Annotated in this window: 24 protein-coding genes; 7 read left to right on the top strand and 17 right to left on the bottom strand. The window is 68.4% G+C overall.

Annotated features, from left to right (window positions below; all coding sequences use genetic code 11):
- Window position 1: 1 nt before the first annotated feature.
- From ABD116_RS32585 to ABD116_RS32550, 8 genes are read right to left on the bottom strand one after another with little or no spacing between them, the layout of a single operon-like run.
- On the bottom strand, window positions 2-565 hold the full coding sequence (locus ABD116_RS32585) for a GNAT family N-acetyltransferase (RefSeq protein WP_343979197.1): 564 nt from the start codon (window positions 563-565) through the stop codon (window positions 2-4).
- Window positions 562-1,836, bottom strand: coding sequence for an ROK family transcriptional regulator (locus ABD116_RS32580; protein WP_343979194.1), 1,275 nt, complete (start codon window positions 1,834-1,836; stop codon window positions 562-564). Before ABD116_RS32580 ends, ABD116_RS32585 begins: the two co-directional genes overlap by 4 nt.
- Window positions 1,837-1,890: 54 nt before the next feature.
- Complete coding sequence (locus ABD116_RS32575; RefSeq protein ID WP_343979191.1) at window positions 1,891-2,754, bottom strand: sugar phosphate isomerase/epimerase family protein; 864 nt, start codon at window positions 2,752-2,754, stop codon at window positions 1,891-1,893.
- Window positions 2,751-4,016, bottom strand: coding sequence for an enolase C-terminal domain-like protein (locus ABD116_RS32570; RefSeq protein ID WP_343979189.1), 1,266 nt, complete (start codon window positions 4,014-4,016; stop codon window positions 2,751-2,753). The genes ABD116_RS32575 and ABD116_RS32570 overlap by 4 nt, the downstream gene beginning before the upstream one ends.
- The gene (locus ABD116_RS32565; RefSeq protein ID WP_343979186.1) at window positions 4,017-4,895 is read right to left on the bottom strand and encodes an NAD-dependent epimerase/dehydratase family protein; all 879 of its coding nucleotides are present in this window, start codon (window positions 4,893-4,895) and stop codon (window positions 4,017-4,019) included. It lies immediately after the preceding gene.
- The gene (locus tag ABD116_RS32560) at window positions 4,892-5,782 is read right to left on the bottom strand and encodes a carbohydrate ABC transporter permease (RefSeq protein WP_343979183.1); all 891 of its coding nucleotides are present in this window, start codon (window positions 5,780-5,782) and stop codon (window positions 4,892-4,894) included. Before ABD116_RS32560 ends, ABD116_RS32565 begins: the two co-directional genes overlap by 4 nt.
- Entirely contained in the window at window positions 5,779-6,714 is a 936-nt protein-coding gene (locus tag ABD116_RS32555) for a carbohydrate ABC transporter permease (protein WP_343979180.1), read from the bottom strand. Before ABD116_RS32555 ends, ABD116_RS32560 begins: the two co-directional genes overlap by 4 nt.
- A 4-nt stretch (window positions 6,715-6,718) precedes the next feature.
- Window positions 6,719-8,101, bottom strand: coding sequence for an ABC transporter substrate-binding protein (locus ABD116_RS32550; protein ID WP_343979178.1), 1,383 nt, complete (start codon window positions 8,099-8,101; stop codon window positions 6,719-6,721).
- Between the two features lie 151 nt (window positions 8,102-8,252).
- On the opposite strand from ABD116_RS32550, the gene ABD116_RS32545 reads away from it, so the two are divergent.
- Window positions 8,253-8,579, top strand: a complete 327-nt coding sequence (locus ABD116_RS32545; protein ID WP_343979175.1) for a GNAT family N-acetyltransferase — start codon at window positions 8,253-8,255, stop codon at window positions 8,577-8,579.
- 23 nt (window positions 8,580-8,602) lie between these two features.
- Here ABD116_RS32545 and ABD116_RS32540 read toward each other — a convergent pair whose 3' ends face one another.
- Together ABD116_RS32540 and ABD116_RS32535 are read right to left on the bottom strand one after the other, a co-directional pair.
- Entirely contained in the window at window positions 8,603-9,442 is an 840-nt protein-coding gene (locus tag ABD116_RS32540) for a sulfurtransferase (RefSeq protein ID WP_343979172.1), read from the bottom strand.
- Window positions 9,439-10,089, bottom strand: coding sequence for a thymidine kinase (locus ABD116_RS32535; protein ID WP_343979169.1), 651 nt, complete (start codon window positions 10,087-10,089; stop codon window positions 9,439-9,441). The genes ABD116_RS32540 and ABD116_RS32535 overlap by 4 nt, the downstream gene beginning before the upstream one ends.
- Before the next feature lie 156 nt (window positions 10,090-10,245).
- Between ABD116_RS32535 and ABD116_RS32530 the strand changes: the two genes are divergently transcribed.
- Window positions 10,246-11,826 (top strand): S8 family peptidase, encoded by a 1,581-nt coding sequence (locus ABD116_RS32530; RefSeq protein ID WP_343979165.1) that lies wholly within the window; start codon window positions 10,246-10,248, stop codon window positions 11,824-11,826.
- On the opposite strand, the gene ABD116_RS32525 is transcribed toward ABD116_RS32530, so the two are convergent.
- From ABD116_RS32525 to ABD116_RS32505, 5 genes are all read right to left on the bottom strand, one after another.
- Window positions 11,823-12,944 carry an alkaline phosphatase family protein gene (locus ABD116_RS32525; protein WP_343979162.1) on the bottom strand — a complete coding sequence of 374 codons (1,122 nt, stop codon included), beginning with the start codon at window positions 12,942-12,944 and terminating at the stop codon, window positions 11,823-11,825. The two genes, ABD116_RS32530 and ABD116_RS32525, sit on opposite strands and share 4 nt — an antisense overlap.
- A 4-nt stretch (window positions 12,945-12,948) precedes the next feature.
- Window positions 12,949-13,569 (bottom strand): DUF5998 family protein, encoded by a 621-nt coding sequence (locus ABD116_RS32520; protein ID WP_343979159.1) that lies wholly within the window; start codon window positions 13,567-13,569, stop codon window positions 12,949-12,951.
- 67 nt (window positions 13,570-13,636) lie between these two features.
- Window positions 13,637-15,538 (bottom strand): FtsX-like permease family protein, encoded by a 1,902-nt coding sequence (locus ABD116_RS32515; RefSeq protein ID WP_343979157.1) that lies wholly within the window; start codon window positions 15,536-15,538, stop codon window positions 13,637-13,639.
- Between the two features lie 43 nt (window positions 15,539-15,581).
- Window positions 15,582-16,238 carry an ABC transporter ATP-binding protein gene (locus tag ABD116_RS32510; RefSeq protein WP_343979154.1) on the bottom strand — a complete coding sequence of 219 codons (657 nt, stop codon included), beginning with the start codon at window positions 16,236-16,238 and terminating at the stop codon, window positions 15,582-15,584.
- A gap of 527 nt (window positions 16,239-16,765) precedes the next feature.
- Window positions 16,766-17,812, bottom strand: a complete 1,047-nt coding sequence (locus ABD116_RS32505; RefSeq protein WP_343979151.1) for a P1 family peptidase — start codon at window positions 17,810-17,812, stop codon at window positions 16,766-16,768.
- Between the two features lie 57 nt (window positions 17,813-17,869).
- On the opposite strand from ABD116_RS32505, the gene ABD116_RS32500 reads away from it, so the two are divergent.
- Complete coding sequence (locus ABD116_RS32500) at window positions 17,870-18,385, top strand: DUF2087 domain-containing protein (protein ID WP_343979148.1); 516 nt, start codon at window positions 17,870-17,872, stop codon at window positions 18,383-18,385.
- Window positions 18,386-18,471: 86 nt separating this feature from the next.
- The gene (locus ABD116_RS32495) at window positions 18,472-18,987 is read left to right on the top strand and encodes a hypothetical protein (protein WP_343979145.1); all 516 of its coding nucleotides are present in this window, start codon (window positions 18,472-18,474) and stop codon (window positions 18,985-18,987) included.
- On the opposite strand, the gene ABD116_RS32490 is transcribed toward ABD116_RS32495, so the two are convergent.
- Window positions 18,984-19,850: a phosphotransferase enzyme family protein gene (locus ABD116_RS32490; protein ID WP_343979142.1), complete on the bottom strand. Its 867-nt coding sequence runs from the start codon at window positions 19,848-19,850 to the stop codon at window positions 18,984-18,986. The two genes, ABD116_RS32495 and ABD116_RS32490, sit on opposite strands and share 4 nt — an antisense overlap.
- A gap of 165 nt (window positions 19,851-20,015) precedes the next feature.
- Here ABD116_RS32490 and ABD116_RS32485 point away from each other — a divergent pair, with 165 nt between their 5' ends.
- The gene (locus ABD116_RS32485) at window positions 20,016-21,155 is read left to right on the top strand and encodes a barstar family protein (protein WP_343979139.1); all 1,140 of its coding nucleotides are present in this window, start codon (window positions 20,016-20,018) and stop codon (window positions 21,153-21,155) included.
- Here the strand turns inward: ABD116_RS32485 and ABD116_RS32480 are convergent.
- A complete protein-coding gene (locus tag ABD116_RS32480) occupies window positions 21,148-23,868 on the bottom strand; it encodes a bifunctional acetate--CoA ligase family protein/GNAT family N-acetyltransferase (protein WP_343979136.1) in 2,721 nt (906 codons plus the stop codon). The genes ABD116_RS32485 and ABD116_RS32480 overlap by 8 nt on opposite strands.
- A 45-nt stretch (window positions 23,869-23,913) precedes the next feature.
- On the opposite strand from ABD116_RS32480, the gene ABD116_RS32475 reads away from it, so the two are divergent.
- A complete protein-coding gene (locus ABD116_RS32475) occupies window positions 23,914-25,059 on the top strand; it encodes an ArsB/NhaD family transporter (RefSeq protein WP_343979133.1) in 1,146 nt (381 codons plus the stop codon).
- Between the two features lie 125 nt (window positions 25,060-25,184).
- Window positions 25,185-26,894 (top strand): AMP-binding protein, encoded by a 1,710-nt coding sequence (locus tag ABD116_RS32470; RefSeq protein ID WP_343979131.1) that lies wholly within the window; start codon window positions 25,185-25,187, stop codon window positions 26,892-26,894.
- The last annotated feature ends 4 nt before the right edge of the window (window positions 26,895-26,898 follow it).

Below are 26,898 nucleotides of genomic sequence, written 5' to 3'. Positions count from 1 at the left end.
ATCAGGGCTTGGTGCCGGGCAGCCTGGTGTTGAGGATGCGCTGGAAGAGGTGGCAGTCGCGCCAGGCGCCGTCGATGTGGAGATAGTCGGGAGCGGTGCCGATCTGGCTGAAGCCGGCCTTCCTCAGCACCTTCTGCGAGGGCAGGTTGTGGGTGAGGGTGCTGGCCTCGATCCGGTGCAGGAGCAGTTCCTTGTCGGCGGCCTCGGCCACTGCCTGTACTGCGATTGTCGCGAGGCCCTTGCCCAGCATGTCAGCGTCGATCCAGTAGCCGAGGCTCGCGCTGCGGAACGGACCGGGCACGATGTCGGTCAGCGTCATCGCGCCCACCACACGGTCGCCCTGGAACAGGAACCAGGGCACGACCTCGGCCCGCTTGTAGCGCTCGAGCTGCTGGCCGAGCCGGTCCACCTGGCCTGCCGTGGTGAACCAGCGGTCCGAGCGGACCGGTTCCCACGGCTTCAGGTGCTCGCGATTGCGGACCTGTGCCTCGGCGAAGGCGGCGGCGTCGTCGAGCGTCGCCACCCGCATCTCGACATCGTCAGTGAGGGGTCTGTCCAGGGTCACTTCGGCAGCCTACGAGCCTGGCTGGAGCCTCCGACCCGCGGGGTGAAGGCGTCGTGGAAGATGGTCGAGGCGGCGCCGACCGCGGCCGCGTCGGCCTGCAGCATCGACTCCTCCACCGCGACCGTCCGGGTGCCTTTCGCGATCGGGTGCGAATTCACCGCCCGGCTGATTTCGGAAAGGAACACGTCGGCGATTTCCTTTTCGAACGCCGGCCCGCCGAGCACGATCAAATCGATATCGAGCAGATCGACCAGGCCGACCGCACCCTGCGCAATCACCGATGCGACTTGGGTGACCGCCTTCTGGGCCGCGACGTCACCGTTCGCGGCGGCTTTGCAGACCGCTTTGTAGCGCTTTGCCTCGTCGTTCGCGCTGCTGTCGGTCTCGACATATCCGAAGCCGGCCGCGATCACCGGCAGGCCGGCGGTCGGATTGCATTCGGCCATCATCTTCGGGCCGGTCCGCTCGTCCCACTCCCCCATCTTCAGCGCGCACAGCTGGCCGAACTCGCCGGCGTTCGCGGTCAGCCCGCGATAGATCGAGCCGTTCAGGATCAGGCCGCTGCCGACCCCGCTGCCGACGTACAGATAGGCGAAGTCGCGGGCCCGCGCGGAGCGCCCGATCCAGCGCTCGCCGATCGCCGCTGCGGTGCCGTCCTTCTCGACCAGGACCGGGTGGTTCAGCTTGCCCTGCAGGAGGTGCCGGATCTTCAATCCACGCCAGGCCGGTTGCAGCGGGAGGTCGAGCAAGGTGCCGTCGGCATTGATCGGGCCGGGCACCGCGACACCCACGCCCAGCATGGAGTTCACGTCCACCTGGCTGATGCTCAAGGCCGCCGTCACGGTCGCCGCCGCGAGGTCGACCAGGCGCACCGCGTCGAGATCGGCCGGCAGGTCGACGGTCTCCCGGCGCACGATCGTGCCGTCCAGATCGACCACCGCGACGGTGAGCAGCTCGGGGTCGATGTGGATGCCGACGGCATGGGCCGCGTTCGAGCGCAGCCGCACCGGAGTACGGGGTTTGCCGAGCCGCTCGGCGCGCTCCTGCGCCTCCTCGACGAGCAGTCCCTGCTGCAGCAGGACGCGCAGGATCCGCGACACCGATTGCTGGGTCAGCCCGGTCCGCCGGGAGATCTCCGTCCGGCTGATGATGCCGGCCAGCCGGATCGTCTCGATGATCACGGCCTCGTTGAAGGAGCCGAGGTCGTACTGGTTCGCACCGGAACGCGTCGGCTCGTCGAGCACCGCCGAGTCAGTCTCTGGCGTGACCATCGCCCACCTCCTCTGTCTGCATTACTTTCCCCGTTCACCGAATTCCGCCCCGAACTAGCCGAGATCGTACCCCGCAGCCCTCGCCAGGCCGGTCAGGTATTCGAGGTTCGCCGCCGTTCTTTCGGCCAGTGGCAAGGCGACGGAGAAATCCTCGACCGTCACCCAGCCGTCGTAGCCGGCCCCGGCCAGTGCTTTGAAGAATTCCGGCAGGTCGGCCCGGCCTTCGCGCAACGGCACCCATTTCGGTTCCCACCGCAGAGTGCCGTCGTTTTGCACGCCGGACAGGTGAAATGCCACGTTTTTGACGTGTACGTGCGCAAGGTACTCACCGAGCAGGTCGAACGCATGGGCCGGCTCCTCCCAGCCCTCGATCACCGTGTTGCCGATGTCGTGCAGGACGCCGACGTACCGCGGATCGAGCCCCTCGACCAACCGCCGGGCCGCGGACGCGCTCGCGGTCAGGCTCTCGTGATGCAACTCCAGCAACGCCCGTACGCCGTGATGCCGGGCGCGGCCCTCGAGCCACTCCCAGTCGGCCCGGTACGCCGCGAACGCCTCTCGATACGACTGGCCCTTCTCCGTGTTCACTCCGAGGAAGCGGACCTGCCCGGCGTCGAGCGCAGCCGCCGCGGCCAGCATCCGCTCGGCGTCCTCACGCTGCCTCGGCGTCACATACCCACCGAGCGCAGGCATCGCCAACCCGGCCGACTGGGTGACCGAGCGGATGTCGTCGAGGTGGGACTCGAGTCCGGTCAGCGGCCACGTCGCGCGGTTCCCCGCCCAGAAGGTCGGGCGCGACGACTCCACCGGGTCCGTGATCCGCCACTCGATCCCGTGCCAGCCCTGCTCGGCCAGGATCTTCGCGGCCTCCTCAGGAGCCCACTCCGGCGTCGAATCGGTGAACACGGCGAACTTCACGGCGCCTCCAGGGCCCCGTCGATACGCCGTACGCCGGCCGCCCACTCATCATGCCCGGACAACTCCGCCGGGTACTGCGCGGCCGCCTCGAGGTCGATGTCGATGCCCCAGCCCGGAGTCTCGTTCGGCCGCAGCCAGCCGTCCTCGATCCGCAGCGTGCCCGGGAACACCTCATGGGTGGCGTCGTTGTAGATGTGCCCCTCTTGGATGCCGAAGGCAACAGAACTGACATCTAGCGCGACATTGGCCGCGGCACCGATCGGCGACGTGTCCCCCGGCCCGTGCCAGGCGGTCTTCACTCCGCACAGCTCAGCGAGATCCGCGACCTTGCGTGCCGCGGTGAGCCCGCCGATGTCGGAGACGTGCGAGCGGATGAAGTCGACGCCACCGTCGCGGACCAGCCGTACCGCGTCGCCCATCGACGTCGTCAGCTCACCGACCGCCAGCGGCACCGGCGACGCGGCCCGGACCTCCGGCAGTCGATCCCAGTGCTCCGGCGGCAGGACGTCTTCGAGGAAGAACAGCCGGTACGGTTCGAGCGACCGGGCGAGCAACACGGCTTCCTTGGGCGTAAGCCGCGAATGCACGTCATGCAGCAGCTCGATGTTGTCCGGCAACGACTGACGAGCCGCGGCGAACAGGTCGGGCGTAGTACGGAGGTAGTCGCGCGCGCTCCAGCCGTTGCGGTAGGGCGCTTCCGGGTAGAGCGTCGCGAGTCGCGGAGCCCCGTACCCGCCGCCGCCCGGCGTGGACACCTGCAGCCGGATGTGGCGCCAGCCCTGCGCGACGAACTCCTTCGCCTGCTCCAGCGTCTGCTCGATGGTGATGCCGCCGGCGTGGATATAGGTGTCGGCCGCGGCGCGGACCTTGCCGCCGAGCAACTCGTAGACCGGCATGCCGGCCCGCTTGCCCGCGATGTCCCAGAGCGCCTGGTCGATACCGGAGATGGCGTTGTTGGTGACCGGTCCGCCGCGCCAGTAGCCGGAGAACCCGGCCAGTCGGACCAGGTCGCCGATGTCGCCCGGGTACCGGCCGATCAGCAGCCGGGCGAGGTGCTCGTCGACGAAGGTCTTCACGGCCTTCCAGCGTTGCGTGAAGGTGGCGCAGCCGAGTCCGTACAGGCCTGGCTCGGTGGTGTCGATCTTCACCACCACCAGCGGGATGCCCTGCGGCGCAGTGACGATCGCCTGCACCGCGCGGATCCGGATGTCGTCGCGGACCGGCCAGGGCTGGGCGAAGGTGGCGGGGGTCTCGTGCGCCATTCAGGTCTCCAGAGTTTTCGTGGGGAGGTCGAGCTCGTGGCGAGCCTGGAAGCCGAGCACGGTCCGGATCGCGGTCAGGTCGATCGGTACTTCGCGCCCGACGAACCGCCGCAGTCGCGGCACGCCGGGCGCGTACTTGTCGAGCAGAGCCTCGGTCTCGTACGGCGCGTTGGTGGTACTGGCCGCGGCGAAGAAGACGTGGGCGCCGGACAGCTTCGCCGTCAGCCCCAACTCGATCGCGTACGCCGCGTCGCGGGTGTCGAGGTAGGACCAGCCCTCCCGGACGCCCGGCGCCGGATCTTCGACGAAGCCGTTCGCGACCCGCTCGAGCACCTCGGCCGAGTTCACGTGCGGGAAGCGGAACGCGACCACGTCGATGCCCCAGCGGCGCCAGGCCATCCGGCAGGTGTTCTCGTCGTTCTGTTTCGACAGGGAGTACCAGTCGGCGACGTCGGCCGGGATCTTCTCGTCGAGCGGGTAGTAGGCCGGCCGGATATCGGCCGGGTTGAACGGCACGCCGAACGCATTGATGCTGCTGGCGACGACCGCCCGCTTGATCCCGGCCGCGCCCGCCTGGGCCAGCACATTGAAGGTCGACACGACATTGGTGGTGTAGACCTCGTACGGCGTACCAGCCGACGGATGCGCCAGGGCGGCCAGGTGGACGACGGTGTCGACGCCGTCGAGCGCCTTCGCCACGTCGTCCTCCGACCTGGTGTCGCCGATCACGATCCGGTCGGCCTTCAGCTCGTCGTGCCCGGCGATCTCCATCGCGGTCACCAACGCGCCCAGCTCGGTCAGGTGCCGGGTCGCGACCAGGCCGATCCGCCCGGCCGCGCCCGTCACCAGCACGCGGCGACCACTCAACAGTCCACTCACTCTTTGATGCCCCCTGACATTCCGACCCCGCGCAGGAACTGCTTCTGAAAGATCAAGAACAGCACCACGGGGATCAGGACCGCCAGGAACAATGCGCTCATCTGCAAGGAGAGATCAGTCGTCTTCTGGACCCGCGGCAGGGCGACCGAGATCGGCTGCAGCTTCGGATCGGGCAGCACCAGCAGCGGCCAGAGGTAGTCCTTCCACGAACCGATCACTGTGAGCAGTGCGACCACTCCGATGATCGGCTTCGACATCGGCAGGATCAGCGCCGTGAACAGCCGCAGATTGCTCGCCCCGTCGATCCGCGCCGCCTCGATCAGCTCGCGCGGGATCGCGTCGAAGTACCGCTTCATCACCAAGATGTTGAACGCGCCGGCCGCTTGTGGCAGCCAGACCGCCCAGAACGTGTTCTGCAGGTTCCAGCCGAACACCGGCATCTTGAGGATGGTCAGGTACAGCGGCACCAGCGAGATCACGCCCGGCAGGAACAACGTGGCCAGCACCAGGCCGGTGATCACGGGTCCCCACTTCGGGCGCAGCACGCTGAGCACGAAGGCGCCCGTCGTACAGACGAACAACGTGGACAGCAGCGAGCCGATCGCGATGATCGCGGTGTTGCCCAGGTACGAGCCGATCTGGACCTGGTTCCACGCGTCCGGCACGTTGTGCCACTGGATGCCGCTCGGCCACAGCTGCATCGGCCCGCGCAGGATGTCCTGGCTGGTCGACAACCCGGACTTCAGCAGCCACAGCAACGGGCCGACGCCGGCGATGACGACGCCGATGAACAGCAAGACCTGGATGATCGGCAGCCCGTACCGGACCAGCGGCCGGCGCCGGTCCATGGACGAGATGATCCCGCGCTCGGGCGCCTCCGCCGTCATGTCGTGCTCCAACGTCTGGTGAGGAAGTGGTAGACGACCGACAGCACGCACAGCACCAGCGCGAGCAGCACGCTGAGCGCCGTGGCGGCACCGAAGTCGCCGTTGATGAACGCGTACCGGTAGATCAGCAGCAGGATCGTGGTGGTCGCGTTGTCCGGGCCGCCGCCGGTGAACAGGAACGGCTCGGTGAAGACCTGGAACGTCCCGATCAGCTGCAGCAGCATCATGATCAGGATGATTCCGCGGATCTGCGGGATCGTGACGTGCCAGACCCGGCGCCAGATCCCGGCACCGTCCAGCTCGGCCGCCTCGTACAGCTCGTTGCGTACGCCGGTGAGCGCCGCCAGGTAGATGATCGAGGTGGCCCCGGCGCCGGCCCAGGTCGCCTCCAGCACGATCGCCGGCATCGCCAGGTTGGGCGAGTTCAGCCAGGCGTACGGGCCGAGGCCGAACCAGCCGAGGATCGCGTTGAAGACACCGGAGCCGGGGTCGTAGAAGTACTTCCACAACAGGATCGCGACCACCGGCGGGACGACCGCCGGCAGGTACGAGATCACGTTGTAGAGCCACCCGGTCTTGCGCAGCTCGCTGATGAAGACCGCCAGGAACAGCGGCACCGGGAAGCCGAAGATGAGCGCCAGCAACGCGAAGTACAGGGTGTTGATCGTTGCTTGCGGCAACTGCGGGTCGGTCAGCACGTAGCTGAAGTTGGACATCCCGACCCACTCGGCCGGGGTGACCAGGTTGGTCTTCTGGAACGACAGCACCAGCCCGCGCACGATCGGGCCCCAGGAGAAGTACAGGAAGGTCAGTACCAGGGGCAGCGCGAAGACGATGGCGCTCAGCCCGCCGGAGCGAAACCAGGTGGTCAGGCTCCGGCCGGACTGCGCGGTCGTGCGTGGGGCGGCGGGGGTTCTCGTCAGGACAGCCATCGGACTACCTGGACAAGCGGGCGTCGATCTTCGAGGAGGCTTCGGAGAGTAACTTGTCGATGTCCGCGTCCTTCTTGGTCAGCACCTGCTGGACGACCGGGTCGAGCAGCGCGTAGACCTCCTGGCCCTTGTTCGACGGCTCGGGCAGCAGCTTGAGCGTCTTGGTCGAGTCGATGTAGCCCTGGAACTGCTTCACCGGCACGTTGTTGTAGGGCTCGCGCCACTTGTTGTACTGGTCGTAGGTCGCCTGGCTCAGCGGGGTCACGCCGGGCCGGCCGACGAAGCCCTTGTCGGAGATGGCGTTCTTGGCGTCCTGGACGGCCAGCGCCTCGGACGTGTACTTGTCGAACTCCTGCGACTTGATCCACTTCAGCGCGGCGACGATCTCGTTCTTGGTCGACTTCGGGTTGATCATCTTGATCGAGCCACCGGTCAGCGTGCCGAACGGTCCGCCGTCCTGCGGCAGCGCGCCCTCGCCGAAGTCGGCGGGCTTCATGCCGAAGTTCTTCACCGCCATGTCGTAGGCGTCCGGCGCCTGCATGATCATCCCGATCTTGCCGGCCGCGAAGTCCTGGCGCGCCTCCTCCTGGTTGTAGAGGAAGTTGGTGCCCATCGTGTTGTCGGTCCAGCGCATGTCCTTCAGCAGCTGCAGCGCCTTCTTGGTCGGCGCGTCGTTGAAGACGCTCTTCTTGCCGTCGTCGCTCTGGACCTTGCCGCCCATGCTGTAGGTCATCGTGGTGAGCATCCAGCCACCGGTGTTGTCCTTGGTCAGCTGCGCGTAGCCGGCCTTGCCGGTCTTCTCGGTGATCTGCTTGGCGTACTGCCGGACCTCGTCCCAGGTCGTCGGCGGCTTGTCCGGGTCCAGGCCGGCCTGCTTGAACAGCGCGCGGTTGTAGGCCAGGCCGACCGAGAACGCCTCGAACGGGACGCCGTAGATCCGGCCGTTGGCGTCCTGGACCAGCTTGAGCGTCTCGGGGTTGAGGTCCTTGGTCATGTCGACGAGCTTGAGCTCGTCGGTGATGTCGGGCAGCTGCTTGTTCGGGATCATGTTCAGCGGCTCGGTGAAGCTGATACTCATCACGGTCGGGAGCGAGCCACCTGCCACCTGAGCTTGGAAGGTCTGCGGGTCCCACGACGTCTCGGTCGACTTCACCGTGATGTTCGGGTGTGCGTCGGTGAACTTCTTGACGTTGCGCTCGAAGGCGGCGACGTCGGCCGGCTTGTCCGGCTTGGGTTTGTTCCCCACCGTGATGGTGACGGGTGCGTTCTCGTCGATCGCGCCGCCGCTACTACTCGCCGACGGGTCGGTGCCGTCCGCGCAGGCTGCCGTCGCCAGCAGCAGGGCGGCCGACGCACACGTCGCGGCAAACCGTGCCGTTCTCGTCATCGGAACTCCTCAGGTTTCCGGGTACACCCCTGCGTACCGGGCGGTCCAGGGGTGTGGTCTGGGCCACAGAAGCCCAATTTCGAGTAAGTTAAACCATGCGTGTTACTTTATCAATCCCCGAGCTGATCACGGTTCGGGAGAAGATGGCGAGGTGTTGATCAGACCGGCGACAGCCGACGACCGCGGGTTCCTGGAGCAGATGCTGCTCGAGGCGTACAACTGGGACGGCCAGCCCCGCTTCACCCTGGAGCAGCTGTCCGGCGAAGACCACGCCTGGCGCTACGTCGACGCCTGGATGCGCCCCGGCGACTTCGGAGTCATCGCCGAAGACGGCGGTCCGATCGGCGCCGCCTGGGCACGCCTACTCACCACAGCCCGCCCCGGCGTGGAACTGCGGCGCGGCCGATCGCCAGGCCATCAAAGGGGGGTCGCATGTGGGTGGAGCTCGGCGCGGCGAGGCTGCCTGGCCTGCGTTTGATGGCCTGGCGGTTGGCGGGTCGGTCAGGCGGTGCCGGTGGCGATGGGGCGGTCGGGGTCGGTGATCCATTCGGACCAGGAGCCGACGTAGACGGCGGCTTCGATGCCGGCTACTTGGAGGGCCAGGGCTTCGTGGGCTGCGGTTACGCCGGAGCCGCAGTACGCGCCGACCGCCGTCGAGCCGTCGGCGCCCAGGGCGGTGAAGCGGGCCTGGAGGTCTTCGGCGGAGAGGAAGTGGCCGTCGGGGGTGACGTTGGCGGTGGTGGGGGCGTTGACGGCACCGGGGATGTGGCCGGCGACCTTGTCGATCGGTTCGGTTTCGCCGGCGAAGCGTTCGGGGGCGCGGGCGTCCAGGAGGACACCGGTGGAGGCGAGTTTGGCGGCGCTCTCGGCGTCGAGCATCGGGACGTGGCCGGGCGAGGCGGTGAAGGTGCCGTTGCCGTCCGCGGGTACGTCGGTGGCGACCTCTCCCCCGGCGGCCCGCCAGGCCGCGAAGCCGCCGTCGAGGACACGGACGTCGCGCACACCGAAGTACCGGAAGATCCACCAGGCGCGGGCGGCAGCCATCGAGTTCGCGGCGTCGTAGACGACCACCGGGGTGTCCTCGCAGACACCGGCCCGGCGCAGCGCCGCCTCGACAGTTGTTGCTGAGGGCAACGGATGGCGTCCGCCGTCGCCGGGCGGGCCGGCCAGCTCGGCGTCGAGGTCGACGTAGTACGCGCCGGGGAGGTGACCGGCTGCGTAGGCGTCGCGACCGGGAGGCGCGGGCGGGCCGGACGGTACCGAGAGGTTCCAGGTGACGTCGATCAGTACCGGCCTGGTGGTAGCCGCGAGCAACGAGTCGGCAGAGATCAGCGGGTTCACAGTGCGCCTCCGAACGGGAGTACCTCGGGTGACAGGGTGGCACGAGCACGCGCGGCAGTCAGCCGGCGCCGGTGATGGCGACGGCAGAGCACCTCGTAGGCGACCTGGGCCGCGTTGGTGACCATGTCCCCGACGACCAGTTGCTCGCCTTCGGTGACCATCTCACCACCGACCGTACGGGCGTTGTGGGTGGCACGCTCACCGCACCAGCACAACGCCTCGACCTGCAACAGCTCCATCCGGTCGGCCAGCTCGACCAGCCGGGCCGAGCCGGGAAACAGAGTCGCCCGGAAGTCGGTCAGGATGCCGAAGCAGAAGACATCGATCTGCAACTCGTCGACCAGCCGGGCGAGCTGATCCACCTGCTCCGCCTGGTAGAACTGCGCCTCGTCGGCGACCACGTAGTCGATCCGGCCGCCCTGGGTCAGCTCGTCGACGACGTACTGCCAGAAGTCGAAGTCGGGTTTGACCTCGATCGCCTCGGCCTCCAGCCCCAGCCGCGACGACAGTACGGACTCGCCGGCCCGGTCGTTGCTGGTGAAAATCCTCCCCAGCCGCCCACGGGCCGCGTGGTTGTGATCCATCTGGAGCGCCAGCGTCGACTTGCCGCAGTCCATGGTCCCGGTGAAGTAGAGCAGCTCAGCCACGAGCGCTCATCCTGCCAAAGTCGAATGCCGGGCAGGTATGCCGGGGTGCGTCGGCTTTTGTTCTGCGGGGTCGGCGGGGTCTACTTGGGCGTGCGCAAAGCTCTGGTTCTGGTTCTTACGGTGTGGCTGACTCTCGCTGGTACGGCCGTTCAGTCGATGGCGGCTCCACTGCGGGTCGAGGCGGGGCTGCGTGCGTACTTCGTGATCACCGCGCCCAAGCAGACCGCAGCGGTGGCGGCCGGGGTAGCGGCCAACGCGGGGACCATCTACGCGGCGTACGACGCCATCGGCGTGCTTGTCGTGCACTCGGCCAACGCCGGGTTCGCCGGCGCGATGCGGACGGTGAAAGGTGTGCAGAAGGTCGGGGCGACCCGTACGTCGGATCTCCCGCCCGCCGTCGCCAATCCGGCGATCCCGCCGGCGCCGGTCGAGCATCCGGACAACGCGCCCGACCAGGTCCGGCCCGATATGGCGATGATCGGCGCCGACAAGGCCTGGGCGGTGAACCCGGGATCGAAGTCGATCACCGTCGGCGTGCTCGACACCGGCGTTGACGACCAGCACCAGGATCTGAAGGCGAACTTCGACGCGAGCAAGTCGGCGTCCTGCGCCTACGGCAAGGCCGACACCAGGCCGGGTGCCTGGCGGCCGGTCGCCGAGCACGGCACCCACGTCGCCGGCACGATCGCCGCGGCCAAGGACGGCAAGGGCATGACCGGCGTCGCGCCGGGTGTGAAGGTCTCGTCGATCCGGGTCGCCGAGCCCGAGGGGCAGCAGCTGTTCTTCCCCGAGAACACCGTCTGCGCGTTCGTCTTCGCCGCCGACAAGGGCGTCTCGGTCACCAACAACAGTTACTACGTCGACCCGTGGATGTTCCTCTGCCCGACCGACCCCGACCAGGACGCGATCCAGGAAGCGGTACGCCGCGCTGTCGCGTACGCCGACTCCAAGGGTGTCGTCAACGTCGCGGCCGCGGGCAACGAGAACACCGACCTCGCCAACAAGACCACCGACTCGAGCAGCCCGAACGACTCGACTCCCGCCGCCCGCTCCGTCACCACCCAGTGCATCAGCCTGCCGACCGAGCTGCCGGACGTGATCGTCGTCTCCGCGCTCAGCCCGCAGGGAACCAAGGCGAGCTTCTCCAACTACGGCGAAGGCAAGATCAAGATCGCGGCGCCCGGCCAGGACGTCTACTCGACCGTCCCAGGCGGCGGGTACCAGTCTCTGGACGGTACGTCGATGGCGTCGCCGCACGTCGCCGGTGTGGCCGCGTTGCTCCGCAGCGCGAATCCCAAGCTGACGCCCGAGCAGGTCCGCGCCAGACTCGCCGCGCAGGCCGATGACATCGCTTGCCCGGCGGCAGCAGGAGCTGTCTGCAAGGGACCCGACACGCTGAACTCGTTTTACGGCGAGGGCCTCGTCGACGCGGCCAAAGCTGTCGGCGCGTCGAGCAAGGCACCGGCGTCAGGCGTGACCATCACCAAGCCTGGCGAGCAGATCGGGTTCGGCGGCGCACCCGCGGTTCCCTTGCTGCTCAAGGGGATGAGCAGCAAGGGTTCGATCAGCTACACCGCCACCGGCTTGCCGCCCGGCCTCAGCATCGACCGCGAGCGCGGCTGGATCGTCGGCGTCCTGACACCGGGCGCAGGGCGGTACAAGGTCACTGTGACTGCTCGGGATGCCGACGCGAAGACCGCGGAGGCGACCTTCTACTGGAACGTGTGGAGCTTCTAGCCCGCGTCGATCAGCAGCGGGATGAGCATCTCGTCGTCGGTGAGCGATCCGTGCAGGCCGATCAGTCCGGCCTCCTGCGGATAACGTCGTCCGGCGACCAGCGCGATCGGTCCCAGTGAGGCGACGATGACGTCGCCGAGCCGTGGCTCGACACGCTCCTCGACCTTGCCGAACCAGCCGCGTCCGACCGCTTCGTCCCGGCTGAGCACGAGGGCTTTGTCACCCACGCGCTCCCGGTAGGTCGCCAGTACGTCGTCAGCCGCGCCGTCGACGCAGTACAGGTGTCTGAAGCGGGACTCCCCGCCGATGACGCGCACGCCATCCGTCAGCGCCGGCTCGGAGTCGAGGTCGACCCGGTTCTCCGGAGCGACGTCGATCATGCCGTGATCGGCGACGACGACCAGTACTGCGTCACGCGGCAACGCCGACCTGACCTGGCTGGCGAAGGCGTCAGCCGCAGCGAGCTCCTTGCGCCACTGCCACGACTCACTCCCCTGCCCGTGCCCGGTGTAGTCGAGTTGCGAGTCGTAGACGTAGACGAGCGAGGAAGAGCCTTCGCGGCTGGCGAATCGGGTCGCGTCGAGGCGGTCCTCGATGGTGTCGGCGCCGCGATGCTTGCTGCCCCGGAACGCTGCCGCGGTCAGTCCGGAGCTGTCGAAACGCGCCTTGCTGACGTTACGAGTCGCGACACCAGCCGCTGCGACCCGCTCGAACACGGTCTGATGCGGCTGCCAGCGGCGTGGGTCGACCGGAGCGTCCCACTGCAACGCGTTCAGCAGCGCACCCGTCTCGGGCACGATCGACGTGTAGCCGACGATTCCGTGCGCGCCCGGTGGGAGTCCGGTGCCGAGGCTGGTCAGGCTTGCGGCCGTCGTCGACGGGACTCCGGCGGTCAGGCTGCGGGCAGCCAGCGACGAGAGATAGGGCGCCGTCTCCGCGTTGCGGCGGAGGAGGTTCCAGCCGAGGCCGTCGAGGAGCAATACGGCGTACCGGGGTGAGGGTGGCAGGTCGAGCACGTTCTGCTCGCCGGGGACCGCGAGGGCACCGGCGACGGAGGGCAGCACGTCTGCGAGGGACCCGCCGCCGTATGCAGGGAGGACGGGCGTCGGGTCGGCCACTGCACTACCTACTGGTCGTCGCGAACGACAGCGCCGAGGCGAAGTCGAGCACCTGCTGGATCCCCGCCGGGCCGTCCGCGGCGGCCGAGATCCGCAGCGAGATGTCGTCGGCGGCGACGGAACCGGTGTAGCCGTGGTCGGCCTCGCAGTTCGGGTCGGCACAGACGGCCGGCTCGAGGTCGATCCGGTTCACCATGCCCCAGCCGATGGTCAGTACGACCTCGCCGCCCGCCACCGGCTCGCCCTTGCCACCGGCGGCGCCGTAGCCGGCCGGATTCGGCACGACCCGGTTCACCACGACCGCGTTCACCCGGTTGAGCGGGATCGCCTCGGTCGAGGTGGACGCGTAGGGCGCCCGGATCAGGTCGTCGGCGGCATGCTCGTCGGTATGCCCGACGATCAGCCGGCTCGGGGTCAGCGCCAGGATGGTGATGTGGCGCCGGACCTCGTCGCGGTCGAAGGTCGGCTCGTGTTGCAGCACGAAAGCCCGGATCGGTTCGCCGGCGATGGCCACGGCGAGAGAGTCCGTCACAACGTCTGGGTAGTAGCCGCACCGGTCGATCGCGTCGCGAAGGTCGGACGCGACGTCCACGAGCTCCGGGACCGGCGCATTCAGGTCACGCATGACCTCATCCTTGCATGCGCCGGGCCCGGAGCCCGATTGGTGGCTGTGGACAGTTGTGCGTCCGGGGTCAGCCGACGCTGGCTTTGCGCAGTACCGGCGCGCCCGCGGCACCGGCGACGGCGACCAGGACGAGGCCGATGATCACCTGGGCACCGAGCAGGATGACGCCCGAGCTCCCCTTGGTGAGCACCTCGCCACCGCTCAACGCGAGCCCGGTCAGCGCTCCGAATCCGACGACCGGGAGACCGACCCCGATGACCGGTACGACGGCCGCGAGGCGGGCGGATCGTTCGATCACCTTGAGTGGTACGCCGGACCGCCTGAGGGCCTTCGCAGGGCCGGCCTGGTCGAGTGCGGTGCCGACTGCACCGGCCGCTGTGGATGCTGCGCCGGTGACGAAGACCAGGCCGAGCAGGAGGGCGACGCCGAGTCTCAGGTCCTTGTACATCCCGGCGTCCTGCTCGTCGCGCTCGGCGTTGGTGAGCGGGACTTTGCCGGGTACGAGGTTGTAGAGGGCTGTGCGGGCCTTCTCATGGTCGGCAGGTGGGATGGAGATGATCACCGAGTGGTCGTCGGTGGTGACCTTGCCGCCGATCTTCGCGTCTGCCAGCAATTGTCTGGCGTCCTTGGCGACGGCGGCTACTTGTCCTTGCTTCGGGCTGAACTCGAAGGCTTGGTCCGCGGCGGTGCTGTTCATTCCGTACGGCATGAACAGGGCGAGGAATCCGGTGACGAAGCCGCTCAGGACCAGCGCGGCGACCGGGCGGAACGCTGCTTTGGGGTCGTCGGCGAGGCGTCGGCCGGCCAGAAGGGTGACGGGGCCTTTCGCAGTACGGGCCATGAACTTGCCGATGAGCTGTACTGCGAACGGGCCGACGATTCGGACCGCCAGGGCGGCCAGGCCGATGCCGATCAGCAGGGGGATGATCGCGCCGCCGGTGCCGAGGATGGCGAGCATGATGGGGCCGACGACCAGCAGGCCTAGGCGGAGTGCGCTCGTTGCCTTCCTGGTCTGACCGCGGACTACGCCGAGCGGGGTGATGCTGACGCGGCCTAGGCCGATCAGCGCGCTGATCACTGAGAGGACCGGTACTGCGGTCAGGACGATCAGTGCGACCCACCAGCTGGGGGTGAGGTCGTGGACGTACCAGCGGCCGCCGCCTAGCGGGATGCGGGCGATGAGCGGGGTGAGCAGGGTGTAGCCGATCAGGCCGGCGATGGCGCCTAGCAGGCCGAGTACTGCTTGCTCTACTGCGCTCAGCCAGAGCACCTGGCTGCGGGTGGCGCCCGCGAGTCTTAGTGCGGCTAGGCGGTGTTCGCGGCGTTTGGCGGCGACTCCTGCTGCTTGGCCGACCAGGCTGAGGAGTGGGAAGAGGACGAGGGTGATGCCGAACGCCACGAGGACCAGCAGGATAGCCATGCGCTCGTCGAGGGCCTTGCCGTTCCAGGTGTCCAGGTACTTCGGGTGGTCGGTTGGCGCGACGCCGGGTGAGTTCTTCTCGACGCCGTGGATGATCACCCACTCGTTGGGTGAGGACAGCCCTTTGTCGGTGATGACTCCGGTCGGCGTCTTCGTGTTGAAGCGCTCGGCCAGGTCGTCGGACCAGTGCTTGGCGACCTCGGGCGAGACGAACACCTCGCCGGGTTTCGGCGCGGCGGCCAGGCCGGGTGGTGGTGCGACCTGCTTTTGCGGGTTGTTGATGGCGACGTCGTACCGGGTGATCGGGATACCGCCGGCCATGTCCTCGATCTCGTTGACGGCGCCGACGGCGGTCTTCTGGTCGCCGTCGTCGGTGGTACGCCAGCCGATGCGGTCGGAGCGATGGGTCAGGCCGAGCGATCCGGCGATGAGGAAGGTGACGAGGAGAGCGACGATCGCGGTCGCGCCAAGGGCCGCCAAGTTGGCCGCGCGTCCGCCGGGGCCTGGGCGGCGTACGAACCGCAGGCCCAGATCAGTCATCGGATTCATCGGTCGCTCCCTTTGCCGTCGATCCGCAGGTCGGCGCGGCGGCTCATCGGTCGCTCACCCGGCCGTCGACGATGCGGAGTACGCGATGGCAGCGGGCGGCTACGGCGTCGTCGTGGGTGACGACTACGACCGCCGCGCCTCGGTGGGTGGCTGCGCCGACCAGGAGGTCGATCACCTGGGCACCGGTTGCGGCGTCGAGGGCGCCGGTGGGTTCGTCGGCGAAGACGGCTTGGGGTTCGCCGACGAGGGCTCGGGCGATGGCTACGCGTTGGGCCTGGCCGCCGGAGAGTTCGCCGGGGCGGCGGCCGGCTTCGCTGGCGAGGCGGACCTGGGCGAGGGTGGCGCGGGCACGCTTGATGGCCTCGCGGCGGGAGACACCGTCGACCATGAGCGGGAGGGCGACGTTCTCGTCGGCGGGCAGCTCGGCGAGGAGTTGGTTGTCTTGGAAGACAAAGCCCAGGCGGCGACGGCGCAGCACGGTGCGGGCTGCATCGTTGAGCTGATCCACTCGATCGTTGCCTAGCCAGACCTCACCCTGGTCGGGGCTGAGGATGCCGGCCAGCACATGCAGCAGCGTGGTCTTACCGTTGCCGGACGGGCCCATGACCGCCAGGGCTTCCCCTGCACGGACCTGAACGTCAACGCCGGCTAGGCCGACTACGTCGCCGTAGTACTTGACGAGTCCACGTCCGGCAAGCACCGGCGGCTGGGCAGAGTACTGGTCGGCCTGCGGCGCCGGATGGTGGTTGCCCTGGCGAGCAAGCTGCTGCGTGGCTGACTGCCCAGGGTGCGGGTGCTGAGTGGATGCGTCCGCCGCCACAGGCAGGTGCTGGCTGGACGCGTCCGCCGGCGCGGCAGTCTGCTGGTGCGGGGATTGGGGAGTTGCAGCGGCTGCACCGGCGGGCGGTTGAGTGGTTGGGCGTGGGGCTGGGGGCCGGCCTGGGATGGGCTGGGGGTTCTGGTTGGTGCTGGGGACGCCTGGGTAGCTCATACCCGGTAGCTTTCCGGGTTCTGCCTGCTGGTACGTCGGCCCCGGGACCGGTCTTCCCTGCGCCTTTCGGCGCCAGCGAGCCCCGTTCCGTAGTACCGGAGTCGTACACGGCCGTACCCGATGAGCTGTGGCGACCTTGAACACCAACTGGTGGGCGTGAACACGCTATTTCATGTCCGCAGTCACCGGATGGTGTTCAAGGTCGCCAGCGTTGGTCGCCGTCGAGGGGGTGAGGGCTAGGTGGTTGGGAAGGCTGACGGGTAGGCGTCTCGGTAGCTGAGGGTGCGGGCGGTGGGGGTTTCTACCGTTTGGGCGGACAGGACCGCGTGGGCGATGGCTCGGGTGAGGGTGCGGGCGCCGGCGGCGAAGATGGTTTCGAGTTGGAGCAGGGTGGTTGGGTCGGTGACGGCGAGGCGTGGTGTTGCTTTGCCGGTGGACAGGGCGAAGATGCTGTCGCCGTCGACCAGGGTGTGGATCGGGTCGATCGCGCGGGCCAGGCCGTCGTGGGCGATCATCGCCATGCGTTTGGTGGCGGCCTTGTCCAGGGAGGCGTCGGTGGCGACTACGGCGATGACGGTGTTCATGCCGGGCATGCGGCCGGGGAGGTCCGGGGGCGGGTCGGTGGGGGTTCGTAGTACGGGGAATTCGCCTGGGAAGCCGTAGCGCTCGGCCGAGAGGCGTCCTTGCGGATCGACGGCTGAGCCGGCGGCGTTGACGATCACCAGCGCGCCGACCGTCGTACCGTCCGCGAGGCGCACACTGGCCGAGCCGACGCCGCCCTTGAGCCCGCCGACATACGCCCCCGCCCCGGCGCCATAGTTGCCTTGAGCAACCGGCCCGTCGGTGGCTGCCTCGAGCGCCTGGCGTCCCCAGTCCGCGGTCGGCCTGGCCTGGAATCCACCGCCGCGACCGAGGTCGAAGATCACCGCGGTCGGGACGATCGGTACGACGTCCTTCTCCCCCGCCCCGACGCGCACGCCCTGCCCGCGCTCTTCGAGTGCCGCCATCACACCGGTGGCCGCGTCGAGCCCGTACGCGCTGCCGCCGGTGAGCACGATCGCGTTCACGCCGGCATTGGAGTTGACCGGATCGAGCAGGTCGGTCTCGCGAGTGCCGGGGGCGCCACCGCGGACGTCGACGCCGGCTACTGCGGTGTCGGGGACATGGATGACCGTAGTACCGGTCAGGTATGGCGCGTCGGTGCGCTCGACCTGACCGACCAGTACGCCGGGGACGTCGGTGATCGCGTTGTGCGGACCGGGCTGCGGCTGCTCACTCGTCATGGGAACTGTCTAGCACCACAACGAAATTCAGTTGCTGCCGACATTACGTTGGACAGTATGAATGCCGACCTGCTCTGTGGTTCCTTGGCCGAACCGTCTCGCTTGCGCACGTACTCCGCCGTCGTCCTCGGCGCCCGTACGCCGGACCAGATCGCAGCAGCCACCGGCCTCTCCCCCGCGGTCGTCGGCAAGTCGGCCCAGCGCCTGATCAAGACCGGCTTGCTCACAGCGACTGCCGATGGGTTCCATGCGGTCGAGGACGTCTTCAAGGAGGTCGCCCGCAGCGGTCGCCGCGAGGTCGAACCACTCGACCCCGATCCGGCCCGCGACGCCGTCCTGCGCGCCTTCATCCGCGACGGCCGGCTGACCCACTTCCCCACCTTCCCCGCCAAAACCCGCATCGTGCTCGAGTACTTGGTGCAGTCCTTCGAGCCGAACCGCGCCTACCCGGAGTCCGAGGTCAACACGATCCTCAACACGTGGCACGAAGACCACGCAGCCCTCCGCCGCCTCCTGGTCGACAACCGCCTCCTCACCCGAACCGACGGCATCTACCACCGGCCCACCGGATAACCCCTCGGTCGGTGATGTCTGGTAGCTGGCTGGCCTAAAGCTGCTATCGGGCGTTTGCGGGGGTAGGCAGGCGGTTGACTTCGGGGATGGAGAATTCGGCGGGTGTGTCGGGGCGGTTGGTCTGGCGCCGGGTGGTGGTGATCGGTATGGCTGGGCTGTGTCTGCTGGCGATTGGTGGGGGGTTGTATGTCGGGCTGTTCGGCTTGGGTGAGCGGCAGGTCCATACCGTCAGCTACAACGGCACGCACGAGGTGATGTGTACCGACAGCCGTCACCTTGTCTTCAAGGACGGCGGCACCATCTCGCTGTGCGAGGGGAGCGGGTTTGTCGGTGTTGACGGGTTCAGCGGTGACGAGCTCGAGGAGGCCGTCAACCTGGTCACGGAGCTGGCGAGCGATGGCACCGTCGACAAGGCGGACCAGCGTCGGCTGACGGACCTTTCGGAGCGCATCAGCCGGAACCACGGGGAGAGCAGCAAGCCACACAGCACCGCGGGGTTGATCACGATGGCGGCCGGTCTGTTCGTTGGTGGCTGCTTGGTGATCGGCGGATTGATCACCCGCAGCCTCCGTCGCCCCGACGCCGCGGCCCCGCAGGGCTAGGTGGAGCGGACCACGCCGGCGGCTTGCTCGAGCAAGTCGAGGGTCGGTAGCGAGATGAGCAGGTCAGCGACCTGACGAGCAGCGAATGCTCGATGCTCGTCGGCCAGGCCGACATCCAGCGCCGCGCTTGCCTGGCCGTGGAGGAAGTTGAGGGAGATCGCCACGCCGGTCGCGAAACCGGCCGGGCCGTCGAGGTTTGCGGGGCCGCCGGCGGTTCGGTAGGCGATGATGATTTGGCGGAGGTTCTTGGGCTGGTCGAGGTGGTGCATCAGCAGTGCGCCCAGCTCTCGCCAAGGGGCCAGGGTGCCGACGTTGTCCCAGTCGACCAGGTAGTTGCGGGTGGCGGAGCGGAGCACATTCGCGTTTCTGAGGTCGCGGTGACACCAGACCTGGTCGCCGATCGGCGCGGTGTTGACGAGAGCGGTGAGTTCGTCCAGTCGTGGGTGCAGTTTGGTGAGGGCCGCCGCCCACTCGACCTGTGCGGTCTCCGCCGCATCGAACAGCGACGGCCAGTCAACGTCGACCCGGTGGTACCAGGGCACAACCTCAGTTGAGCCTCCGGGCCAGTCGAGAGCGTGGATCACCGCCATCTGCTCGGCAAGCCAAGCGGCTGTCTCGGCATCCTGCCAGTGCGGGACCTCGCCGTCGACCCACTCGTACATCCGCCACCGCTCATCACCGACCTGTACGACGTACTGCCCGTCGACCGCCACCAGCGGCAACGGACTCCGCACTCCAGCCTCCGCACACGCCGCCCGGAAGGCCACCTCGGTCTGAAGAGACGCCGCATCACCTTGGGCCCAGAACAGGTTCTTCGCAGCGAACACTCCGGCTGACGTTTCCAGCCGCCAGATAGCTCCCATCGCTCCACGCGCGACCTCATGCCACCCTGTCACCCATCCGATCTCGAATGACTCGGCAAGGTGAGCGGCGATCTCCACACCACTACCTTCTTTCGTGGCAGGGTCACTCGCCCGGGTGCGGGACGTATCGTGACCGGACCATTGCTCGAATACGCCGGGGGTTGGGTGAAGCGCCACACATGGCAGCACGCGTTGCCGTTGAGGTTTCTCCTGGTCGCCGTCGACGCTGACGACGAGGAGCAGCTTTGGGCGAGTTGTACGGCCGCCGAGGGCCTGTTCGTCGAGCCGCCGTCGCCGCCACGCGAGGTACTTACCGTGCGGGGATGCAAACCTGACGGCGCGTTCAAGGAGGCGCTCGCCGCCGCGGAGGCTTCATACCAAGGACTCGGCGACGTCGGTGTCGATGTCTGGGATGGTGACCAGCCAGTGCAGTGGTGGACGCTCAAGGACGTTGCTGTGCTGGCTCAGCTGCCGGATTCAGGCGACTCGGGCTTGTACGACCTTGTGATCGGAGCGGGCGTCGTTCCCGACGCCGACTCCTGCCGACCGCCGAAGGCCCCAGGTTTCGAACTGTTCGCCCCGGGCCAGACGGTTGGTGGCAGCCGCTGCTCCGCTATCGATGGTCTGTTCAGGTCACGTCCAGATCCGGCGGCTGTGCCGCTGGAACTCATCGGCTGCGAACCGACTGAGTTGCTGCTTGGCCGAGCAGACACGTCGGGTTGGGGTCGTCTCCTGGTGCTGGACCGAGACGGTGCCGTGATGGCAGCCGTCGCCCTGGGGCTGGACATCGCCGAGGTGCGGCCGTCCGTGATCGGAGCGGCGTTCGTCGACATCACGCTCACCGACGGCGGTGATGAGCGGCCGCTGCCGGCGGTTCGCCCGATCTGGGACCGGTGGTACGAGAGCCCACCGGCGGAGCCCAACCTCTGGGCACCGTACGACTCGCAAGGCAGATCCGCGTGGATCGAACTCAGCACCCATGCCTGGCGGACACCGCCGCCAGGTCCCGATCTCTCCGGCGGCGAGTACCACCTCGATGGCCGCTTCGTCACGGATCACCCCGGGCTCCACTGCGCGATGGCGGAAGCTCTGCTCGGACCTGGCAGCTACTTCGGCCGCGAGCGGAACGCCTTCAGCGACTGCCTCTGCGGTGGATTCGGCGTGGTGCCGCCGTTCACGCTCAACTGGCATGACTCCGATGTGGCACGGCAGGCGTTCGCAGGTGGCCGGGGCGAGCGCCTGACCTACTTCGAGGAGGTCGTGCGGCTTCTCGAACGGTACGGCGTCACCGTCGTGCTCAGGTGAGGCGGCGGGCGGGGGTGTCTTGGCGGGGTTTTTCGTTGGGGGCAATGCGGATGGTGGTGTCGAGGACGGTGGCGCCTTGGGCTGCTACCAGGACTGAGCGGAGGTCGCAGCGGACTACCTCTTCGAGTTCCAGGGTTAGGCGGGAGACTCGGTGGAGGAGGTTTTCGATGGCTGGGATGTCGACCGGGTCGGAGCCTCGGTAGCCGTAGAGGAGGGGGGCCGCGCGGACCTCGCGGACCATTTCGGCGGCGTCGGTGGTGGTGAGGGGTGGCATGCGGTAGGAGCGGTCGCCGAGTAGGTCGGTGGCTACTCCGGAGAGGCCGAAGGTGACCACCGGGCCGTAGGAGACATCCTCTAGGGCAGAGATGACTACGGGGACGCCGGGTGGAGCCATCTTCTGGACGACGAATTGGGCTCGGGCCGGGTCGGAGGCTACGCCGAAGGTGCGGGTCATTTCGGCCCAGGCCTCGCGCATGTCGTCTTCGTCGTGGATGTGGCGCCAGATGTCGGCGAGGTCGGGGCGCATCCGCCATTGCTCGGCGGTCGCTTTGAGGATGACCTCGAAGCCGAGGTCGGCGGCGCGGTCGACCGCTTCGTCGGCGGACAGGACGGGGAAGGCGGGCAGCACGCTGATGTCGTAGAAGCTCAGGAGGCGCTGGCGGTCCGCATCGTCCAGGTCGGCGCCATGAGGGTGCCGTTGCAGGAACTCGGCGACGAAGTCTTCCGCGCCGGCCGTGTCGATACCGGGCAGATCGGGAATCCGGCTGTCGGCGCGTCGTCGCCACTCGGCGTACGTCGTCGCCTTCGCCAGTGCGCCCACCGCGTACTGCGGTGAGGAGAACGACGGAATCGAGCCGCGAGCAGCGCCACCGTGCTCATCGGGCACGCGAAGCTGCTCGGGAACGCTGCGCGACGCGAGGAAGGTGGATACGACAGGCTTGTCGGACCCAGCAGCCGCCGCGGCGAGGACGCGCGCGACCTCGGCACCGTTCGACTGGACCGGCGGCGTGAAGATCACCACGACCGAGTGGACCCGGTCGTCCGCGAACACCTCGCTCAGCGCCGCACCGAAGTCGGCCGCCGTCGCCTCGGCGTTGAGTGTCCGCGGCTCCCCCGCCACGGCGAGCCCGCACGCCGCGACCGAATCGAGCGCGAGCAGCGTCAGCGCGTCCGAGTTGCTGACGATCGCCACCCGGCGACCCTTCGGCAGCGGCTGGTGCGCGAGCAACTGGGCGACGTCGAACAGCTCCCCCGGCGTGTCGACGCCGATCAGCCCGCTCTGCCGGAACAGCGAATCGACCGTTGCCGGGGGCAACGTGCTGCGACGGACCGTGTGCCCGAGCGGCACGCCCTGAGTGGCCCGGCCGGACTTGAGCGCGACCACCGGCTTGCGGCCCGCCAGCCGCCGCGCCACCCGGCTGAACTTGCGCGGGTTGCCGAGCGACTCCAGGTAGAGCAGGACGACCTCGGTCGCCTCGTCGGAGTACCAGAACTGCATCAGGTCGTTGCCGGAGACATCGGCACGGTTGCCGGCCGAGACGAAACTCGACAGCCCGAGCCCGCGCCCGACCATGTCCGCCAGGATCGACACGCCGAGCGCTCCGGACTGGCAGAAGAAGGCGACCCGGCCCCGGCTCGGCATCAACGGCGAGAGCGTCGCGTTCAGGCTGACGCCGGGCGCCGTGTTGATCACGCCGAGCGCGTTCGGGCCGATCACGCGCATCCCGTACGACCGGGCGAGGCCGACCAGGTACCGCTGTCGCTTGCGCCCCTCGTCACCGATCTCGGCAAACCCGCTCGAGACCACCACCAGCCCGCGCACGCCCTTGGCCGCGCAGTCCAGGATCACGTCGGCCACCATCTCGGCCCGCACCGCGACCACGGCCAGGTCGACCGGCCCGTCCACGTCCCGGATCGTCGGGTACGCCGGTACGCCGTCGATCTCACTGGCCTGCGTGTCGGTGTTGACCGCGTACAGCCGACCCGGGAAACCCCCGTCCCGCAGGTTCCGCAGCAACGCGTTGCCGATCGTGCCCTCACGACGCGACGCGCCGATCACCGCGACCCCGGCCGGGGTCAGCAGCCGGGCGATCGAGAGCGCCTCGGACCGCTGCTCGCGCGCCTGCATCACCCCGAACGAGGTGTCGGTCGGCGCGATGTCGAACTCGACCATGATCACGCCGTCCTCGAACTCCCGGGCGACCTTGTAGCCGGCCTCGGTGAAGACGGTGATCATCTTGCGGTTGTCCGGCAGCACCTCGGCGATGAACCGGGCGATGCCGTGCTCGCGGGCCGCCTGGGCGAGGTGCTCGAGCAACAGTTGCCCGAGGCCACGGCCCTGGTGCGCGTCCTCGATCAGGAACGCGACCTCGGCGGTCCGCCGGCCGGTGCGCTCGTACCGGCCGACGCCGATCATGTCGTCGCCGACCGTCACGATCAGCGCGAGCCGGTCCACGTAGTCGACCTGGGTGAAGCGCGCCACGTCGCGGTCGGACAGCTGCGGGTACGGAGCGAAGAACCGGTAGTACTTGGACTGCTCCGAGACACGGCCGTAGAACGCCACCAGCAGGTCCGCGTCACCAGGCGTGATCGGCCGCAAGTGCGCTGTCGCCCCGTCGCGCAGCACCACGTCCGCTTCGTACACCGCTGGATAGCCCTCTGGGTACTCCAGGACATACTGGGCCGGTCGCTGAGGCTGGTCCGGCACTGTCACGCGGCCAGCGTACTCACTCACCGGACTTCGGAGGATGGCAATTCCATGTGGTGGCTGAGTGCGCTCGGTGGCATCGTCGCGCTGGCCACCGGTCTGCTGGGCCCGTCGGACGCGCTCGACGTGATCGAGCGGATCGCGCCGGTGCTCGTCTTCCTGATAGCTGTCACGGTGATCGCCGGGCTCGCCGACGCGGCCAAGGTCTTCGACGTGGCGGCACGTGAGGCGGCCCACCTCGCTCGCGGCCGGATGTGGCGGCTCTGGCTGCTCGTGGTCGTGCTCGCGACCGCGCTGACCATCGTTCTGTCGCTGGACACCTGCGCCGTGCTGCTCACCCCCGTGGTGCTCGCGATGGCGCGCCAGCTCGAGATCCCGCCGAAGCTGTTCGCGTTCACGACCGTCTGGCTGGCCGGCACCGCTTCGATGCTGCTGCCGGTGTCGAATCTCACCAACCTGCTCGCGCTGCACCAGTTCGACCGGCTCGGTCTGGGGCTGCGCGACTACGTCGGCCTCAGCTGGCGACCGGCGATCGCTGCGATCCTGGTCACGGTCGCCGTCCTGGCCGGGCTCTTCCACAAGGATCTGCGCCGGTCGTACGACGTGCCGCCGACGCCCGCCCTCGACGACAAGGTGCTCTTCTGGGGCTCCGCGGCGGTCTGCCTGGCGCTCGGCCCCGCCTTCGTCACCGGCATCGACGTCGCCTGGCCGGCCGGCGCCGGCGCGCTCATCCTCGTCGTGCTCTTCGCCGTCCGCCGCCGAACACAGCTCACCTGGGCCCTGGTGCCGTGGCGCCTCGTCATTACGGTGGTCGGACTGTTCCTCGTCGTCGGCGCGCTCACGGCCCACGGCCTCGAAGGCCTGCTCATCGACATCGCCGGCAGCGGTGGAAACCTGGCCGCACACCTGCGACTGACCGGCACGGCAGCGCTCGGCGCGAACGCCGTCGACAACCTTCCGGCGTACCTGGCGATGGAGCCGGTGGCCTCGGCGGACGGCACCCGGATGATGCTGCTGCTGATCGGGGTCAACTGCGGCTGCCTGCTCACCCTCTGGGGCTCGCTCGCCACCCTCCTGTGGCGGGATCGCTGCCGTGCCGCCGGAGTCCACATCTCCTGGTGGTCGTTTCTGTGGCGCGGCCTGATCCTGACCCCCCTCGTCCTCACCGGAGCAGTGCTGGCCGTCAGCCTCGGCTGACGGCGGACAAAGCCACGGGAAAGACGCTGGATCGAACATGCGTTCGACTTTAGTCACTTCGGGGAGCGTTGCGCAAACCGGATGTCGCGTTGCCGATCTCGGTGCGCTCGGCAATAGTGCGGACCATGAGCGAGGAACAGAGCACCTCGGACAACACCCGCACGTTCCGTGAGGCGCGCGACTTCCTGGTCGCCCATCGCGAGGACTACGACACCGCGTACCGCGAGTTCAACTGGCCGACGTTCGATCACTTCAACTGGGCCCGCGACTGGTTCGACGCGCTGGCCGTCGAGCAGGCCGAGGTGGCCGCGCTGACCATCGTCGAGGAGGACGGCGAGGTCAACTCGCTGACCTACGCGGAGATGGCCGAGCGCTCCCGCCAGGTGGCCGGCTGGCTCACCGAGGCCGGGCTGCAGCCAGGCGATCGGGTGCTGATCGTGCTCGGCAACATCGTCCCGCTCTGGGAGGTGATGCTCGGCTGCATCCGGGCCGGCGCGGTGATGATCCCGGCGACCACGCTACTCACCGACGCCGATCTGGCCGACCGGATCGCGCGCGGCGCAGTACGGGCCGTCGTCACGACCGCGCAGGACGCACCCAGGTACGAAGGTATCGCCGACCACTGCCTCCGGGTCAGCGTCGGCGGAGCTGTGGACAACTGGCTCGACTACGAGGATTCGAAGACCTACAGCGGCCCAGTTCCCGCGCCGGACACGAAGGCCGACGACTCGCTCCTGCTCTACTTCACCTCCGGTACGACGAGTCAGCCCAAGCTCGTCGAGCACACCCAGGTCAGCTACCCGGTCGGCCACCTCTCCACGATGTACTGGATCGGCCTGCAGCCCGGCGACGTGCACCTCAACGTCTCGTCCCCCGGCTGGGCCAAGCACTCCTGGAGCAACGTCTTCGCGCCCTGGAACGCCGGCGCGACCGTCTTCCTCTACAACTACACGCGCTTCGACGCCGAGAAGATGCTGCAGGTCCTGCAGACGTACGGCGTGACGACCTTCTGCGCGCCGCCGACCGTCTGGCGGATGCTGATCCAGGCCGATCTGTCGGTGGTGGACATCAAGATCCGCGAGTGCATCTCGGCCGGCGAGCCGCTCAACCCGGAGGTGATCGATCAGGTCCGCCACGCCTGGGACATCACCATCCGCGACGGCTACGGCCAGACCGAGACGACCGCGCAGATCGGCAACCCGCCCGGCCAGCCGGTCAAGCTCGGCTCGATGGGCCGGCCGCTCCCGGGGTACCGGATCGCCTTGGTCGACCCGACCACCGACGAGGTCGGCGACGACGGCGAGATCTGCATCGAGCTCGCGCCCGCGCCGGTCCCGTTGATGCGTGGCTACCGCGACGCCGAGGAGATGACGGCGGAGGCGATGCGCGGCGGTTTCTACCACACCGGCGACGTCGCGAGCCGGGACGACGACGGCTACATCACCTATGTCGGCCGCTCCGACGACGTGTTCAAGGCGAGCGACTACCGGATCTCGCCGTTCGAGCTGGAGTCGGTGCTGATCGAGCACCCGGCCGTGGCGGAAGCAGCCGTCGTACCGTCACCAGACCCGGTCCGGCTGTCGGTGCCCAAGGCGTACGTCGTACTGGCGGCCGGGCGTGAGCCGTCGCGGGAGCTGGCCAAGGAGATCCTCGAGTTCTGCCGCGAGCACCTGGCGCCGTACAAGCGGATCCGGCGGATCGAGTTCGCGGAGCTGCCGAAGACGATCTCGGGCAAGATCCGCCGGGTCGAGCTGCGCGCGGACGAAGCCGCCAAGGTCGAGAACGGCCGGCCCACCGAGCACGCCTACGACGAAGCGGACTTCAAGACGGGCTGATCCC

It is taken from the genome of Kribbella koreensis (genome assembly GCF_039525325.1).
Lineage (GTDB): Bacteria > Actinomycetota > Actinomycetes > Propionibacteriales > Kribbellaceae > Kribbella > Kribbella koreensis.
This window is presented reverse-complemented; position numbering and strand designations above follow the sequence as displayed.